General features: G+C 64.1%; 16 protein-coding genes. 7 read left to right on the forward strand and 9 right to left on the reverse strand.

What is annotated here, in order from left to right:
• The first annotated feature begins 329 nt into the window (after positions 1 to 329).
• The 7 genes from G1E_RS14280 (at position 330) to G1E_RS14310 (ending at position 8,015) form a co-directional block, all read left to right on the forward strand.
• Entirely contained in the window at positions 330 to 731 is a 402-nt protein-coding gene (locus G1E_RS14280; RefSeq protein WP_104148483.1) for a hypothetical protein, read from the forward strand.
• A gap of 1 nt (position 732) precedes the next feature.
• Positions 733 to 1,311 (forward strand): hypothetical protein, encoded by a 579-nt coding sequence (locus G1E_RS14285; protein WP_009685451.1) that lies wholly within the window; start codon positions 733 to 735, stop codon positions 1,309 to 1,311.
• Between the two features lie 50 nt (positions 1,312 to 1,361).
• A complete protein-coding gene (locus G1E_RS14290; RefSeq protein WP_029884822.1) occupies positions 1,362 to 2,810 on the forward strand; it encodes a hypothetical protein in 1,449 nt (482 codons plus the stop codon).
• Positions 2,811 to 2,871: 61 nt separating this feature from the next.
• Positions 2,872 to 3,552: a C39 family peptidase gene (locus G1E_RS14295; protein WP_009685453.1), complete on the forward strand. Its 681-nt coding sequence runs from the start codon at positions 2,872 to 2,874 to the stop codon at positions 3,550 to 3,552.
• Positions 3,553 to 3,597: 45 nt separating this feature from the next.
• Positions 3,598 to 4,350, forward strand: coding sequence for a hypothetical protein (locus G1E_RS14300; RefSeq protein WP_009685454.1), 753 nt, complete (start codon positions 3,598 to 3,600; stop codon positions 4,348 to 4,350).
• A 46-nt stretch (positions 4,351 to 4,396) separates the two neighbouring features.
• Positions 4,397 to 5,677 carry a hypothetical protein gene (locus G1E_RS14305; protein ID WP_029884820.1) on the forward strand — a complete coding sequence of 427 codons (1,281 nt, stop codon included), beginning with the start codon at positions 4,397 to 4,399 and terminating at the stop codon, positions 5,675 to 5,677.
• 136 nt (positions 5,678 to 5,813) lie between these two features.
• On the forward strand, positions 5,814 to 8,015 hold the full coding sequence (locus G1E_RS14310) for an LTA synthase family protein (protein WP_009685456.1): 2,202 nt from the start codon (positions 5,814 to 5,816) through the stop codon (positions 8,013 to 8,015).
• 54 nt (positions 8,016 to 8,069) lie between these two features.
• Here G1E_RS14310 and ureG read toward each other — a convergent pair whose 3' ends face one another.
• The 9 genes from ureG to xerC form a co-directional block, all read right to left on the reverse strand.
• Positions 8,070 to 8,693, reverse strand: coding sequence for an urease accessory protein UreG (gene ureG / locus G1E_RS14315; RefSeq protein WP_009685457.1), 624 nt, complete (start codon positions 8,691 to 8,693; stop codon positions 8,070 to 8,072).
• Between the two features lie 11 nt (positions 8,694 to 8,704).
• Positions 8,705 to 9,379 (reverse strand): urease accessory protein UreF, encoded by a 675-nt coding sequence (locus G1E_RS14320; protein WP_009685458.1) that lies wholly within the window; start codon positions 9,377 to 9,379, stop codon positions 8,705 to 8,707.
• Positions 9,379 to 9,924 (reverse strand): HupE/UreJ family protein, encoded by a 546-nt coding sequence (locus G1E_RS14325; RefSeq protein WP_009685459.1) that lies wholly within the window; start codon positions 9,922 to 9,924, stop codon positions 9,379 to 9,381. Before G1E_RS14325 ends, G1E_RS14320 begins: the two co-directional genes overlap by 1 nt.
• Before the next feature lie 18 nt (positions 9,925 to 9,942).
• Positions 9,943 to 10,440 (reverse strand): urease accessory protein UreE, encoded by a 498-nt coding sequence (ureE, locus tag G1E_RS14330; protein ID WP_029884816.1) that lies wholly within the window; start codon positions 10,438 to 10,440, stop codon positions 9,943 to 9,945.
• A gap of 10 nt (positions 10,441 to 10,450) precedes the next feature.
• Positions 10,451 to 12,154 (reverse strand): urease subunit alpha, encoded by a 1,704-nt coding sequence (gene ureC / locus G1E_RS14335; protein ID WP_009685461.1) that lies wholly within the window; start codon positions 12,152 to 12,154, stop codon positions 10,451 to 10,453.
• Entirely contained in the window at positions 12,151 to 12,468 is a 318-nt protein-coding gene (locus tag G1E_RS14340) for an urease subunit beta (RefSeq protein ID WP_009685462.1), read from the reverse strand. Before G1E_RS14340 ends, ureC begins: the two co-directional genes overlap by 4 nt.
• A 19-nt stretch (positions 12,469 to 12,487) precedes the next feature.
• Entirely contained in the window at positions 12,488 to 12,790 is a 303-nt protein-coding gene (locus tag G1E_RS14345; protein WP_009685463.1) for an urease subunit gamma, read from the reverse strand.
• A 9-nt stretch (positions 12,791 to 12,799) separates the two neighbouring features.
• On the reverse strand, positions 12,800 to 13,633 hold the full coding sequence (locus G1E_RS14350) for an urease accessory protein UreD (protein ID WP_009685464.1): 834 nt from the start codon (positions 13,631 to 13,633) through the stop codon (positions 12,800 to 12,802).
• Positions 13,634 to 13,888: 255 nt separating this feature from the next.
• The gene (gene xerC / locus G1E_RS14355) at positions 13,889 to 14,803 is read right to left on the reverse strand and encodes a tyrosine recombinase XerC (RefSeq protein WP_009685465.1); all 915 of its coding nucleotides are present in this window, start codon (positions 14,801 to 14,803) and stop codon (positions 13,889 to 13,891) included.
• Positions 14,804 to 14,813 lie beyond the last annotated feature (10 nt).

Here is a 14,813-nt window from a genome sequence, read left to right on the forward strand (position 1 = left end):
ACAGCCCCCTGCGGTACAACCCCCGAAACCAGGCGGCTGCTCCCACTAGCAGGGTGAGTGTCAAGCGGGTGAAACACCGCTGCGAAATCTCCCTTCAGGCGACGCCACAGCAGGCCCGCCCGGCCATGCCGGTGTGCAACTGTTTCACGGCTGACACACCACACCCCACCTGCGTCTTAGCTGTCATCGCCAAGCGCCTGATTTTCATACCAATTCAAAAAGCGGCACACCTTCTGCTCTGTCCTTCGCATCGCTGATCAGGCCCAGCGCTCAAAGAAGGAAGTGCCGTCGTGAGGAAAACAGCCAACCACCTTTATCACGCCTTGCTGATGGGCTGCGTACTGGGGTCACTGAGCCTGACGGCGCAGGCCGACAAGGGGATCATCACCATCACCCGCGACGTGCAGGTGCGCAACGCAACCGTTCCCCCCCTGCGGCCCGATCCCAATCCGACCACGGTCAACGCCAACCCCTCTGCCTATGTGCTCAAGCAGACCAACGAGCTGAGCGACGGCGACTTCGCCGCCATCAGCAGCGGCGCTGGCATCAGCAACATGATCACCCAGCAGACCAACAACCTGGGCGGCAACCTCGGCAACCAGAACCAGTTGCCCAACCTGGCCGGCGGCCGCGGTACCGGTGGTTCCGGTAACGGCATCGCCAACATGGTCAACTCCAGCGTGCAACGTGGCCTGGCGCCGCTGCAAATCCTGACCGGCGGGGGCAAGTGAGATGAAGTACATGCTGCTGATGCTGGCTGCGGTGTGCAGTGCGCCCGCCTTCGCCCAGTCCCCCGTTCCGGTCATCAACAACGCTGACATCGACAGTTCCGGCAGTCGCTACCAAGGCAACCTCAGCGTCAACCAGGCCGCCGGGGACCAGCAGCAGCAGGCCAATGCCCGCGCCATCGCCGTTGGCCCCGAGGCCAACGCCAGTACCCAGATCCGCCAACAGCTCAACACCCCCGCCGACCCGAGGATGGACGCCCGCGCGACCATTCAGGGCAACGCTTTCAGTAACGGCAGCGGCGCCCTGGGGGTGAACCAGAGTGCAGGCGCCAACACCCAGCAAGCCAATGCCATGCGCATCAGCATTGGCGCACAACCGCAAAGCATCGACGACAGCGTCCTCATGCAACAGAACGTGACGCTGCACAACAACTCCGGAGCAACGGATATCCCAGCCGGCTATCGCCAGGTCACCACCAGTGACCAGGCCTTCACCGGTAGCCGTGGGGTGATCCAGTTGAACCAGAGTGCCGGGGTGGGAAACCGCATGGCCAACACCTTGAGCATCCGGGTCGCGGACTGACCCTTTCAGTTAAGAACGACACTTAACCTACTAGAGTACGGAGAATCACCATGAAACCCTCGATGGCAATCAAGCCTCTGGTTTTCGCAATTGCTGCGGTCATGGCTGTTGCTGTACAAGCTGGGCAAAACGACCGGCGCGGTGACTACCATAATGGCAACAACAATGGCCAGCACACGCCTCCTGCCACCAAGATCCCGGTGTATGCAACCGCCAATGCCTGGGACACTCAAACCAGTACCAACAACCGCATCACCAACCAAGGCACCATCAACGAAGCCGAGATGAGCGACTCGGGCACCGGCTCCAGCGGCAACGTCGGCATCAACGTCGCGGCCGGTAACGGCAACCAGCAGGACAACGCTGCAGCCATCGCCAACGCCGGCTCCGAATCGAGCCTGGACAACAGCTTCGTGTTCGGCATGGCCAACGCCACGGCCGACGTGGTGCAAACCAGCCGCAGCAACCGGGTAGACAACTACTCGACGCAATCGTCGGCGCTGATGAGCGGCTCGGCCAGCGGGGCTGAAGGCAACATCGGCATCAACGTGGCCGGTGGCGACCTCAACCAGCAGAAAAACACCATGGCCATCGCCAACACCGGCGCCCCATTGGGCAACGCCACGGCGACCGCCTCCGCCAACCAGTCCGGCCCAGGCCTGACGGTGAACAACAGCGCCGACCGCACCTACCGGGTAGACACGCTGACCTTCACCACTTCGGCCAGCGGCTCGAGCTCGCGTGATGGCACCTTCAACTCGAGCGATGACCGCAGCGCGTCGTCGAGCTTCAGCGTGGCCGGCTCGCAAAGCGCCAGCAACAGCGGCTCCAGCGGCTGGAACTCCAGCGGTTCGAGCAGCGCCAACGCCAGTGGCTCCAACAGTGCCAGCGCCAGCGGTTCCAACAGCTGGGGCATGAACGGTTCGGCCAGCGGTTCCAACAGCTCGTCCAGCAGTGCCAGCCTGAACGCCAGCCTGGCTGCAGCAGCCGACGCGACCCGCACGGTCACCACCGACGACGGCCGCCGCGAACGCTCGCGCACCAGCAGCTTCGATGGTTCGCTGAACGCCTCGCTGAACGCCTCGATCGACAAGTCGCACGAAAGTGCCTATGACTCGTCCTTCGAGAAGGCATTCGACTCGAACTACGACAAGTCGCACCAGTCCTCCTACGACAAGTCGCGCGATTCTTCGTACACCAAGTCTCATGAGTCCTCGTACGAAAATGCTTCCGCCTCTGACTTCTCCAAGTCTGGCGAGCAATCGCATCAGTCCTCCAACGACGTCGCCAAGAGCTACAGCGAAAGCAGTGCTTACGACTTGAGCAATACCGTGTCCTTCCAAGTGCTGACCCCGACCGGCTGGGCCAACCCTGTTACCAACACTGCAACCCTTAGCGGTTCGGTCAACGGTGGCAGCGGCAACCTGGGCGTGAACGTGGCCGCCGGTGTAGGCAACCAGCAGAGCAACTCGCTGGCCATCTCCAACACCTCGTTCTAACGCTGCAATCAAGGCCCCCTTCGGGGGGCCTTTCTTCAACAGAACAAGAAGGCATCCGATCATGCGCATTATCGCCTTGGCGTTTTTACTGTGCCTGGCCAGCGTGAGCGAAGCTGCACAAATGCCGCTGGCGGTATTGCCGGGCGGCGCCGTGGTGTTCAAACCCCTGCAAAGCGTGCGCGAGCGCAAGTTCGCCGACCTGGTGCAACAGAAAACCGACTTCAGCTGCGGTGCTGCTGCCCTGGCGACCATCCTGCGCCAGGCCTACTGGCTGGATGTGGACGAACACCAGATCATCGAAGGCATGCTGGCCCACGCCGACCAGGACCTGGTGCGCACCCAGGGCTTTTCGATGCTCGACATGAAGCGCTACGTGGAAAGCCTGGGCATGCGTGCCCGCGGCTACCGTGTAGCGCCCGATACCCTGCACAGCGTGCGCATTCCGGTGGTGGTGTTGATGGATGTGCGTGGCTACAAGCACTTCGTGGTCATGCAGAAAGTCGACAAGGGCTGGGTGTATGTCGGTGACCCGGTGCTGGGCCACAGGCGCTACAAGGTAGACGACTTCCTCAAGGGCTGGAACGGCATCATCTTCGCCGTGATCGGCCAGGGTTATGACAAGAACAATGTCTTGCTCGACCCGCCTCTGCCGCTGACCGCCAAGGGTCGAGTGAACAACTTCACCCCGGTGCAGGACGCAGAGCTGCTGGACTTTGGCTTCATCAAAAGCGACTTCTTCTAACGATACGTCCAATGATAAGGAGCATGACGCTCCCGGGAGCCCGCCATGAACAACCCCTTCCTGCTGGCATTGGCCTGCCTGGCTGCCAGCCTGCCGGTTCATGCAGAAACGTTCAAACCCATCGAACTGAAGGACCAGGAACTGGCAACTTTGCGTGGTCGCTACGTGATGCCGGGGCGCATCGTGAGCTTCGGCATCGTCATGAGCAGCACCTGGCAAAATGCCAAAGGCGACGTGATTGGCGCCAGCAGCAGCCTGCAGGTGCAAGCGTCGACAATCAAGCCACAATTCTACGTGTCGACGATCAATGAAAAAGGCACCGGCAGCGCGGCTGGGGCGGCCGCTGCGCCCGGGACCGGCAGCGTGACCGGCGGTGCCGGGCTGGCCACCAGCGAGGGCGTCACCCAGGTAGTGCGCGCCGCCGGTGATAACAACGGCGCATACAACAACGTCGACATCAACGTCACCAAGGCCAACCAGGCACCGGTGGTGCAACAGCAGGGCCAGGCGCTGGCCGCAGGCCAGACCGTAAATGCAGAAAACGGCGCCGGTTCGCTGAGTGTCTCGGCCAGCGGCGTGGGCGTGCAGCTGAACATCAACGCCAGCAACAACCAGGGCAGCAGCATGCAACGCCTGGCCCAGGGCGGCCTGATGCAGAACACCACGCTGCTGGGCAACGGCAACCTGGTCAGCAATGTCACCTCCCTCAATGTGGTCATGCGCGAGAGCGTGCCGACAGCGGCTTCGCTCAATGGCAGCCTCGATCAGCTCAAAGGCCTTCGCACTTTCGGATACTGATCTACGCTCAGTCTCATCAAAAGTAGTTGGAAGGGACGGCAACTCCATGCACCGATCTTTTACGCTCAAGGCTTTTGTTTGTCTGACTACCCTGGCCCCGGCCACATTGCTGTATGCCGCTGCCGACCCGCAGGTCGAGGCACTGAAGCAGGAACTGACCGAACTCAAGCGCCGGTATGAGGCCCAGCAGCAAGCGTTGATGGTGCTGGAACAACGCGTGCGCCAGGTTGAAGAAGCCCCGGCGGCGGCCCCACCCAAACGCCTGGTCAAGTCGCCTGCCGAAGGCGTGAAGGGTGGCCAGACGGTAGCGTCCGGCGCCCCTGGCACCACCGGCAGTTCCTATGGCCAGGCCCTGGCTGCCGACTCGGAGCCGGCGCAGAGCGTGTCCAACCTGTATGACGAGGCCAGCGGCTTCTTCGGTGGCGGCAAGTTCAGCTTCGAGACCGGCCTGACCTATACCCACTACGACACCCGTGCACTGACCCTCAACGGGTTCCTGGCGCTGGACTCGATTTTCCTGGGCAGCATCAACCTCGACCGCATCAAGGCCGACAACTGGACCTTGGACATGACCGCGCGCTACAACCTGGCGCAACGTTGGCAGTTCGACATCAACGTGCCGGTGGTGTACCGCGAATCCACCTACTCGTCCGGCGGTGCCGGCGGCTCGGGCGCGGCCACCTCCGATGCCACCGTCACGCGTGACCCGGAAATCGGCGATATCAACGTTGGCGTGGCCTACAAGTTCCTCGACGAAGACGAAACCTGGCCGGATGCCGTGGCCACCCTGCGGGTCAAGGCGCCGACCGGCAAGGACCCTTATGGCATCAAGCTGCGCGAGGTGGACGGCAACAACAACCTGGCGGTACCGGACAGCCTGCCGACGGGCAACGGCGTGTGGTCGATCACCCCAGGCATCTCGCTGGTCAAGACCTTTGACCCGGCCGTGCTGTTCGGCAGCCTGTCCTACACCTACAACATGCAGGACTCGTTCAGCGACATCAGCCCGCAGGTCAACAGCAAGGTGCCGGGCGACGTCAAGCTTGGCGACTCCTGGCAAATCGGCGGGGGCATCGCGTTCGCGCTCAACGAGAAGATGAGCATGTCGTTCTCGGTGTCGGACCAGTTTGCCCGCAAGAGCAAGATCAAACCGGATGGCGGTGACTGGCAGTCGATTTCCAACAGTGACTACAACGCCGCCAACTTCAACATCGGCCTGACCTTCGCCGCCAGCAACAACCTGACCATCGTGCCCAACTTGTCCATCGGACTGACCGACGACGCCCCGGACTTTTCCTTCAGCTTGAAATTCCCCTACTACTTCTGACCTATGCCATCAGCCGGGCCCGCGACTACGGGCCCGACTTTTGGTAACCACCCTTGTAGCGCCCGCCTTCCCGACCGCCCGCCTGTTATCATTCAGCACAGTTTCATGACGATTCAATGGCAAAAGGGAAGTTTTTGTGAAGAACCTGTCCGACCACCCACAGGCCCGGCTTGCCGCTCTGGCAGGCCTGCTGTTGGTGATCCCACTGGGTGCGCGCGCCATGCTGGGTTGGTCCAACCCACTGGGCTACCTGTCAGACCTCGCCCTTGGCAGCCTGCTGCTGTTACTGCTGCAGCGCCGCCCGTGGTGGCTGGCGCTGCCGGTGTTGCTGGCCTGGGCGGCCCTGTGGGTCGCCTCGGCCGAACTGGTCAGCGCGGTGGGCCGTTTGCCAACCAGCGCCGACCTGGCCTACCTGGCCGACCCGCAGTTCATGGAAAACTCCACCGGCGGCGGCCTGGCCCATGCCTGGCTGCCCTGGCTGATGGGTGGCGGCCTGCTGGCCTGGCTGGTGCTTGCCTGGCGCAGCCGTGCACAGCGCGGCCGGGCACTGCCGCGCAAGGCCTGGGCCATCCCGGTCGTGCTGTTCGGCGCCCATTGGGGCAGCCAGCAACTGGCACCTTCTGATGCCGACCAGTGGCGGCAATACAACCTGGGCCATCAGTTGCTGTCTGCCGGGGTGGGCCAGGTACAGCGCCAGGCCGATGAGTGGCTGGGCACTTCCCAGCCCTTCACCCCCCTGCCTAGCATTGGCCTGACACAATCCGACCTGCACGGGCAACGACTGCTGGAAGGCCCGGGCCGTGCGCGCAATTTGCTGGTGATCACCCTGGAAGGCATCCCCGGCGCTTACCTGCGGCCCAACCGTCAGGCGTTGAACAGCCCCTTCGACGAAGAGCTCATGCCCAAGCTCAGCAGGTGGGCCGAGCGCGGCATGAATACCCCGGACTACGTACTGCACACCCACCAGACCATTCGTGGGCTGTACGCCATGCTCTGTGGCGACTACGACAAGCTGGCCAACGGCACGCCCAAGGGCGTTGAGCTGCTGACCCAGAACGAACGGAACCAGGCCTGCCTGCCGGCGCAGTTGCGCCAGGCCGGGTTCACCACCCATTACCTCCAAGGTGCGGGCCTGCGCTTCATGGCCAAGGACCGCATCATGCCGCATGTCGGTTTCGAGGCTGTACATGGCCTGGAGTGGTTTGCCAACAAGAACTACCTGGACTTCCCCTGGGGCAAGGATGACCGCGCATTCTTCGAGGGCGCCTTGAGCTACGTGGGCCATTTGCAGCAGCAGGACAAACCCTGGATGCTCACGTTGCTGACCGTCGGTACCCACCAGCCCTATTCCGCGCCGGCCGAGTACCTCGAACGGTTCGACACGCCGAAACAGGCGGCAGTGGCCTACCTGGACGACGCGGTTGCGGCGTTCCTCGACAGCCTCGAACACCAGGGGGTACTCAAGGACACGCTGGTGGTGCTGACCTCCGACGAGTCGCATGGCATCGACGGTGTGCGCCTGGCGTCCTCCTGGGGCTTCAACCTGACCCTGGCCCCGGAGCAGGCCCAATTGCCACGGCTCAAGCAAGGGACTTATGGCCACATCGACCTTGCCGCTTCACTGCTCGACTACTTCTCGCTGCCGATCCCCATGGCCCTGGGCGGTCGCTCGCTGTACCGCGACTACGACACCGGCCGCGAAATGATCGCCTACACCAACGGCATGCTGCGCTACCACAACGGCCAAGGGGTGTTTACCGAGTGCGATTTTCAACAACGGTGCCGGCGTTACGCCAGTGAGGGCTTCATCGCCGGGCAGGCCCGCTACCTTGGCAGCGGTGATAACCTGCTCGGGCAGCAGATCGGTGCCCTGGCCGGCGTGCTCGACCAGTCGCTGCTGCAGACGCCGCTGAACCTGCGCTACCAGTTTGGCGGCCCTGCGCCGATCAGGCTGCGCAAGCACATTCAGGATGATTGGGCCGACAACCTGATCGGTGCCCAGTACCTGGAAATGCCAGGGGGCTCGCGTACCCGGGTACGCATCAAGGTCCGCTCGCTGGACCCGAGGCACGTGGCCTATATCCAGCTCAAGGCCAAGCAACTGGAACAGGACGTACCGCTGGGTCTGCCTGCCGAGGTGCAAGTCACCACCGATCAGCCACTGGAGATGGACTTCCGCTTCGACAACCCGACCGATCGCAAGGCGTTTTCCTTCCACTTGCTGGGTTATGGCGGCGGCCAGGTGGAAGTCAGCGACTTCAGCGTGATAACCGCGCTGCCTGGCGATGAAGAGGCAGCCGAGGAACTGGGTGACGAGCCTATCGCCCATTCTGGCTGAACAGGCGACAGCTCTGCGGTGCGTGGCACCGCCTACGCCGGTGTGCGCGGCGGTTTAACCACGCACACCCAGCATTCCGCGTTCGACAATGAAATCGATCACTGCCTGCAGCCCCTCGCCTTTCTTCAGGTTGCTGAAGGTCCATGGGCGCTGTGGGCGCATGCGCTGGGTATCGCGCTCCATCACCTCCAGCGAAGCCCCCACATACGGTGCCAGGTCGGTCTTGTTGATCACCAGGAAGTCAGACTTGGTGATGCCCGGGCCACCCTTGCGCGGAATCTTCTCGCCCTCGGCTACGTCGATCACGTAGATGGTCAGGTCGGCCAGCTCCGGGCTGAATGTGGCGCTGAGGTTGTCACCGCCACTTTCCACGAAAATGACTTCGAGGTTGCCGAACTTGCGCGCCAGCGCCTCGACCGCCGCCAGGTTCATGGAGGCGTCTTCGCGAATCGCCGTGTGCGGGCAGCCGCCGGTTTCCACCCCGACGATGCGCTCCGGCTCCAGCGCGCCGGCTTCGGTGAGGATGCGCTGGTCTTCCTTGGTGTAGATGTCGTTGGTGACCACGGCAATCTGGTAGTGATCGCGCATGGCTTTGCACAGGGCTTCGAGCAGTGCGGTCTTGCCGGAGCCGACCGGGCCGCCGACACCGACGCGCAGGGGTTGTTGATAGCTATGCATGCAGGCAGTCCTCAGGAACGGAACAAACGGGTGTATTGGGTTTCGTGACGCGATGAGGCAATGGCCAGCAACGGCAGGCCACCCCCGAGCTGGTCGTCACCCAGGGTCAGGGCCTGGTCGATGGCTGCGGGCAAATCGGTGGCCAGGTCACGCAGCAGGGTCTGGGCCGCCTGCTGGCCGAACGGCACCAACTTGACACCGGCCATGACCGCGCCCTCCAGCCAGGCAAAGCCATGCCCCAGGGCCAGTTGGCGCAAGGGGATGGCCCAGTGCACAGCCAACCAGGCCATGCCGCCCAACTGGGTCAGCTCGAGGCTGGTACGCCACGCCGGCGCCTGGCCCAGCTGCCAGCCGTCGAGTAGCCGTGCCAGGGCCGCCCCGCGCTGCTGTTCTTCCAGGCGCAACTCGGCGGTCTCACGGTTTGCCAGCAAAAAGCGGCTCCAATGAGCAAAGGCTTGCGCATCCTCGGCCTGGCAGGCCTGGTACAAGCGGGCGAGCACCGGCCAGTCCAGGCCGACCAGGGTGTCGTGCAACTGCTCACGCTGCCACGCAGTGAACCCGTGCACATCCCTTACCCAGCCCGCCTCCACGGCCCACTCCAGGCCCTGTGAATAGGTGAAGCCACCTACCGGCAGGCCTGGGCTGGCCAGTTGCAGCAGGCGCAGCAACGCCAGATCGCTGTTCATCAGCCGGCCAGTACCAGCGCGGCGCCGGCCAGCAGGCCACCGCCGAAAGCTTTTTGCAGGCCAGCATGGCGGCGCAGCAGGCAACCGACCGCAAAGCCGGCGGCCAGCAACAGCCCGCTGACCGTGACAAAGCCGGCGCTGAACTGCCAGAACGCGCTTGGCGTGGCCTCGACGCCATGCGCCCAGCCATGGAACAGCGCGAACACCGGCATCGCCAAGGCCAGCAGCTGTTGCCGGCCAGGCAGCAGCACGGCACCTGCGGCCACCAGCAGCGACACAGCGATCAGCGTTTCCATGCCCAGCACGTCCCCGAACAGATGCCCACATACCGCCCCGCCGAACATCGCGGCCAGGGTCGCCAGTGGCAAGGTCAGGTTGCGCCGGGTCAGCGCCGCCAGTACGCCGGTGCCCAGCAGCATCAGCAGGTGGTCGAGCCCGGTCAGCGGGTGCAGAAGGCCGTCATGCAAGGGGTTGCTGTCATGCCCGGGGTGGGCGAAAGCCGGCACGGCCAGCATCAGCAGAAACAGGGCGAAAGTCTTTTTCATCGGTTGCTCCAGGGCAGTTCAGGAATGGGCAGGCAAGCGCACGAACGGGTGATCGTGGCCGTGAGCGTGGCTGTGGCTGTGTGGCGCACTTTGGTAGGCACCCGCTTCGGGCTCGAACGGGGCCTGCTCGGCCTCGACAGTCAGGCCCAGGCCACGCAGCATCTCGTCCAGCACATGGTCGTGCTGGAAGCGCAACAGGCCGGGCTCGATCTGCAGCGGGACATGGCGGTTGCCCAGGTGGTAGGCCGCGCGCGCCAGCAGGTGCGGGTCGGCACAGCGCACGGTGGACACCGCCTCGGGCGCTGCCAGCACGCGGATCAGCTGGGTGCCCTCGGCATCGGCCAACAGCTCGCCGCCACGCAGCAGGTGGCCACGCTCCAGCATCAGGCCGGCTTCGCGACCATCGTCCAGCGTCACCCGCAGGCGGCTCTTGATGCGGCTGTCCACATCGAGGGTGACGGTACCCGTGACAGCACGTGCGCCGGGTTCGGTAATCCGCTGGGTCAAGACAATCATCGGTGCTCCTTCAGAACAGGAAATAGCGCTGGGCCAGCGGCAGTTCACTGGCCGGTTCGCAGACCAGCAGCTCGCCATCGGCACGCACCTGGTAGGTTTGCGCGTCGACCTCGATCAGCGGTTGCAGGGTGTTGTGGACCATGTCCGGCTTGCGCACCCGGCGGCACCCGTCCACCACGCCGATCAGGCTGCGCAGGTTCAATTGCTCGACCAGGCCACGGTCCATGGCGGCCTTGGGCAGGAAGGTCATGCGCGTGGCATGGCGGGCTGCGCCCAACGCGCCGAACATCGGGCGGTAATGCACCGGCTGGGGCGTAGGGATGGACCCGTTGATATCGCCCATGGGCGCGGTGACGATCATGCCGCCCTTCAGTACCAAGGCGGGCTTGACCGCGAAAAATGCCGGCGACCACAGCACCAGGTCTGCCAGCTTGCCCACTTCGACCGAGCCCACCTCGTGGCCGATGCCATGGGTGAGCGCCGGGTTGATGGTGTATTTGGCGATGTAGCGCTTGACCCGGAAGTTGTCGCTGTAGTGGGTATCCGGTGCCAGTGGGCCACGGCGCAGCTTCATCTGGTGCGCCACTTGCCAGGTGCGCAGCACCACCTCGCCCACCCGGCCCATGGCCTGGGAGTCGGACGAGGTCATGGCGAAAGCGCCCATGTCGTGGAGGATGTCCTCGGCAGCGATGGTTTCACGGCGGATGCGCGACTCGGCAAACGCCACGTCCTCGGCAATGCTTGGGTCCAGGTGGTGGCAGACCATGAGCATGTCCAGGTGCTCGTCCACCGTGTTGATGGTGTACGGCAGTGTCGGGTTGGTCGAGGACGGCAGCACGTTTGCCTGCCCGGCCGCACGGATGATGTCGGGGGCATGGCCGCCACCGGCACCTTCGGTGTGGAAGGTGTGGATGGTGCGGTCACCGATCGCCGCCAGCGTGTCTTCGATACAGCCCGATTCGTTGAGTGTGTCGGTATGGATCGCCACCTGGATATCCATTTCTTCGGCTACGCCCAGGCAACAGTCGATGGCCGCCGGTGTCGAGCCCCAGTCCTCGTGCAGCTTGAGCCCGACCGCCCCGGCAGCGATCTGCTCGCGCAACGCTTCAGGGCGCGAGGCGTTGCCCTTGCCCAGCAAACCGATGTTGATCGGCAGGCTGTCGGCAGCCTGCAGCATGCGCGCCAGGTACCACGGGCCCGGGGTGCAGGTGGTGGCGTTGGTTCCGGTAGCCGGGCCAGTGCCGCCACCGATGAAGGTGGTTACACCGCTGTTGAGCGCCTCGTCCACCTGCTGCGGGCAGATGAAATGGATGTGCGAGTCGACCCCGCCGGCAGTGACGATCTTGCCCTCGGCGGCGATCACTTCGGTCCCTGGCCCTACGGGTATGTTGACGCCTGGTTGCACGTCGGGGTTGCCGGCCTTGCCGATCACGGCGATACGCCCGTGCTTGATGCCGATATCGGCCTTGACGATACCCCAGTGGTCGATGATCAACGCGTTGGTCAACACCAGGTCCATGGCCTCGGCGGCCAGCATCTGGCCCTGCCCCATGCCATCGCGGATGACCTTGCCGCCGCCGAACTTCACTTCTTCGCCGTAGACGGTGTAGTCCTTCTCTACTTCGACCCACAATGCCGTGTCGGCCAAGCGCACACGGTCACCCACGGTAGGGCCGAACATGTCGGCATAGGCCTGGCGGGAAATTCGGCTCATGCCCTGCCCTCCAGTGCGCCCATCACCTTGCCCTGAAAGCCGTAGACTTCGCGCTTGCCAGCGTAGGCCACCAGTTGCACGGTACGGGCCTGGCCCGGCTCGAAGCGCACGGCAGTGCCGGCCGGGATATCCAGGCGAAAGCCCAGGGTTGGCCCGCGCTCGAACACCAGCGCCTCGTTGACTTCGTAGAAGTGGTAATGCGAGCCGACCTGCACCGGGCGGTCGCCATGGTTGGCTACGCTGACACTGACCGTGGCGCGGCCACTGTTCAATTCGATGTCGCCAGCGGCGACCTGGATTTCACCTGGGATCATGCAGCGTTCCTCGGCAGGTTCAGACGATCGGGTCATGCACGGTCACCAACTTGGTGCCATCCGGAAAGGTCGCTTCGACCTGTACGTCGTGAAGCATCTCGGCGATGCCAGGCATGACCTGGTCACGGCTCAACACCTCGCGGCCCATGCTCATCAGCTCAGCGACGGTGCGCCCATCACGGGCCCCTTCCAGCACGGCGGCGCTGATCAGCGCTACGGCCTCCGGGTAGTTGAGTTTCAGGCCACGGGCCAGGCGCCGTTCTGCCAACAAGGCGGCAGTGAACAGCAGCAGTTTGTCTTTCTCTCTTGGGGTCAGCTCCATGGCGCTCTCTCAGGTGGCCCAGATACGTGGCGGGCAGGCAGGCAGGCCGAGAACGGCCGGGCGCAGCACATGCCACAGGCGTTGCAGGGTGCGTTGCAATTGTTGGTTGTCATGGTCGAGCAGGCGGATCACCAGCAGCGAACCGAGCAGCGTCGCGCCGGCAGGGGTGCCCAGCTCATCGAGCATGGGCCTTACCTGCTCCAGCAATGCCTGATCGGCCGGCGCGGCACAGAAGGTGGCTAGCAGTGGGTGGCCACCGAGCTTGCCCAGCTGGCCGCCTTCGATACGCAGGCGCTCATGCAGGCCCGTTTCGCCGGCCAGGGTGATGTGCAACAGGCTGTCGAGTGCACCCTGGTCGAACCGTTCGAGCATCACCGGGCGGCCCAGGCACAGCGTTTCCCAGGCCAGCAACCGGGCGCCGGGCTCAAGGGTGAAGTGGCTGGCGAGCCGGGCACGGGCACCGGAGAAGAAAATGCTGTCTTGGGGCAACCATTCCAGGGTGCTGCCAGCGGCCAGGTGGAAGCGCTGGGTCAGCCGTGCGGTCGGGCCGATGCTGCGGTAAAACTTGCTGGCACCGGGCATGGTCAGCAGGGCGTGGCTGCCAGCTTCCAGCTGAATGTCGAGCTCCAGACGATCGCCGGCAACGATGCCACCCGGCGGGTGCAGTACATACACATGGCAGGGTGCACCTTCCGGATAGAACGGGCGCTGCACCAAAAGAGGTCCGAAATGTTTCCACGCACCAAGGCGGGTCGTGCCCGCACGCTGGACAAAGCGCAATTGCAGGTGGGCGCTCCAGCCTGCATCGTCTTGGTGGTGTTCGATCTGCTCCGCGAGCGACATCCTGCAGCCCCTGAAATTCGTGGCCTGCTGGCCGGTAAGAGGGTCAGCGGCGGGCGCCGGTTAGTGCGCACGGCCTGACCACTCGATCAAATTCGCAGGCTGGATATAGCAGGTTGCGGGCCAACTCCGCAGGTGAAGGCAGATGAATTATTTTTACCGCTCGCTCCGCCATCGGGCACCGCCGCGGGGGCCGCACAAAGCGGGGGCGTGCCCAGGCCCTGTTTCGGTGCTGGCGAGGCCTACGCTGGTCGGCGCTCAGTAGTCGAAACGGTCTACCGCACGGCGGCGTTCGTTGTCGTCACGCCGGTCGTAGATGGCCGTGGTCTGGATATTGGCATGGTGTGCCAGCTTTTGCGCAATCGACAGGTCATGCTCCTCGATCACCCGGGTGATGAACGCGCGGCGGAAGTCGTGCGGCATGATCTTGACCCCCACCTGCGCCCCGCGCTGGCGGGCGATGTAGTAGATGGCATGCTTGGTGATACGCGCCCGGGTGATGTGGTTGCCGCGGCGGATGCGGTTGAACAGGAACGGGTCGTCTTCGACACCGGCCGGCAGGGCCTGGCGACGCAGGTCGAGCCACGCCTGCAGCTTCTCGAACGCCCAGGGCGGCGCGTACTTGATCAACTGGTGGTTGCCCTTGCCCACCACTTGCAGGCTGCGCGCGGCGAAATCAACCTGGGCAAGGTCGATGTCGACCGATTCCGACTTGCGCATGCCTGTGCCATACAGCAAGGCAATGATCGCCGCATCGCGCACCCCTTGCGGCCGCGGGTCGGCAGCGCACACGTCCATCAGTTCGCGAATCAGGCTACGCCGCAGGTTGCGCCCGGGCGGCAGGCGGGTGCCGGTTGCCGGCTTGACCTCGCGGATGCGTAGCAACTGCTCGTGGTCGATCAGGCCCTGGCGCCAGGCCTCGTTCATCACCCCACGGATGGCGTTGACGTACAGCGAAGAGCTGTTGGGCGCGTAACCATCGGCCCGCAGGGCGGCCACCAGAGCGATCACATGGCCGGGCTCGAGCCGATGCCAGGGAACGTCGACGATATTGCAGTCGACGAACCCCAAGCGGTCGGCGGCGTCCTGAAGGATGTAGCGCATGGTTTGCTGGCTGGATGGGGCCAGGCGGGCCATGTACTGCAGCAGCGGATTTTTCGAGAGGTCGGACAAAACGTGAATC

Source organism: Pseudomonas sp. TJI-51 (assembly GCF_000190455.2).
Lineage (GTDB): Bacteria > Pseudomonadota > Gammaproteobacteria > Pseudomonadales > Pseudomonadaceae > Aquipseudomonas > Aquipseudomonas juntendi.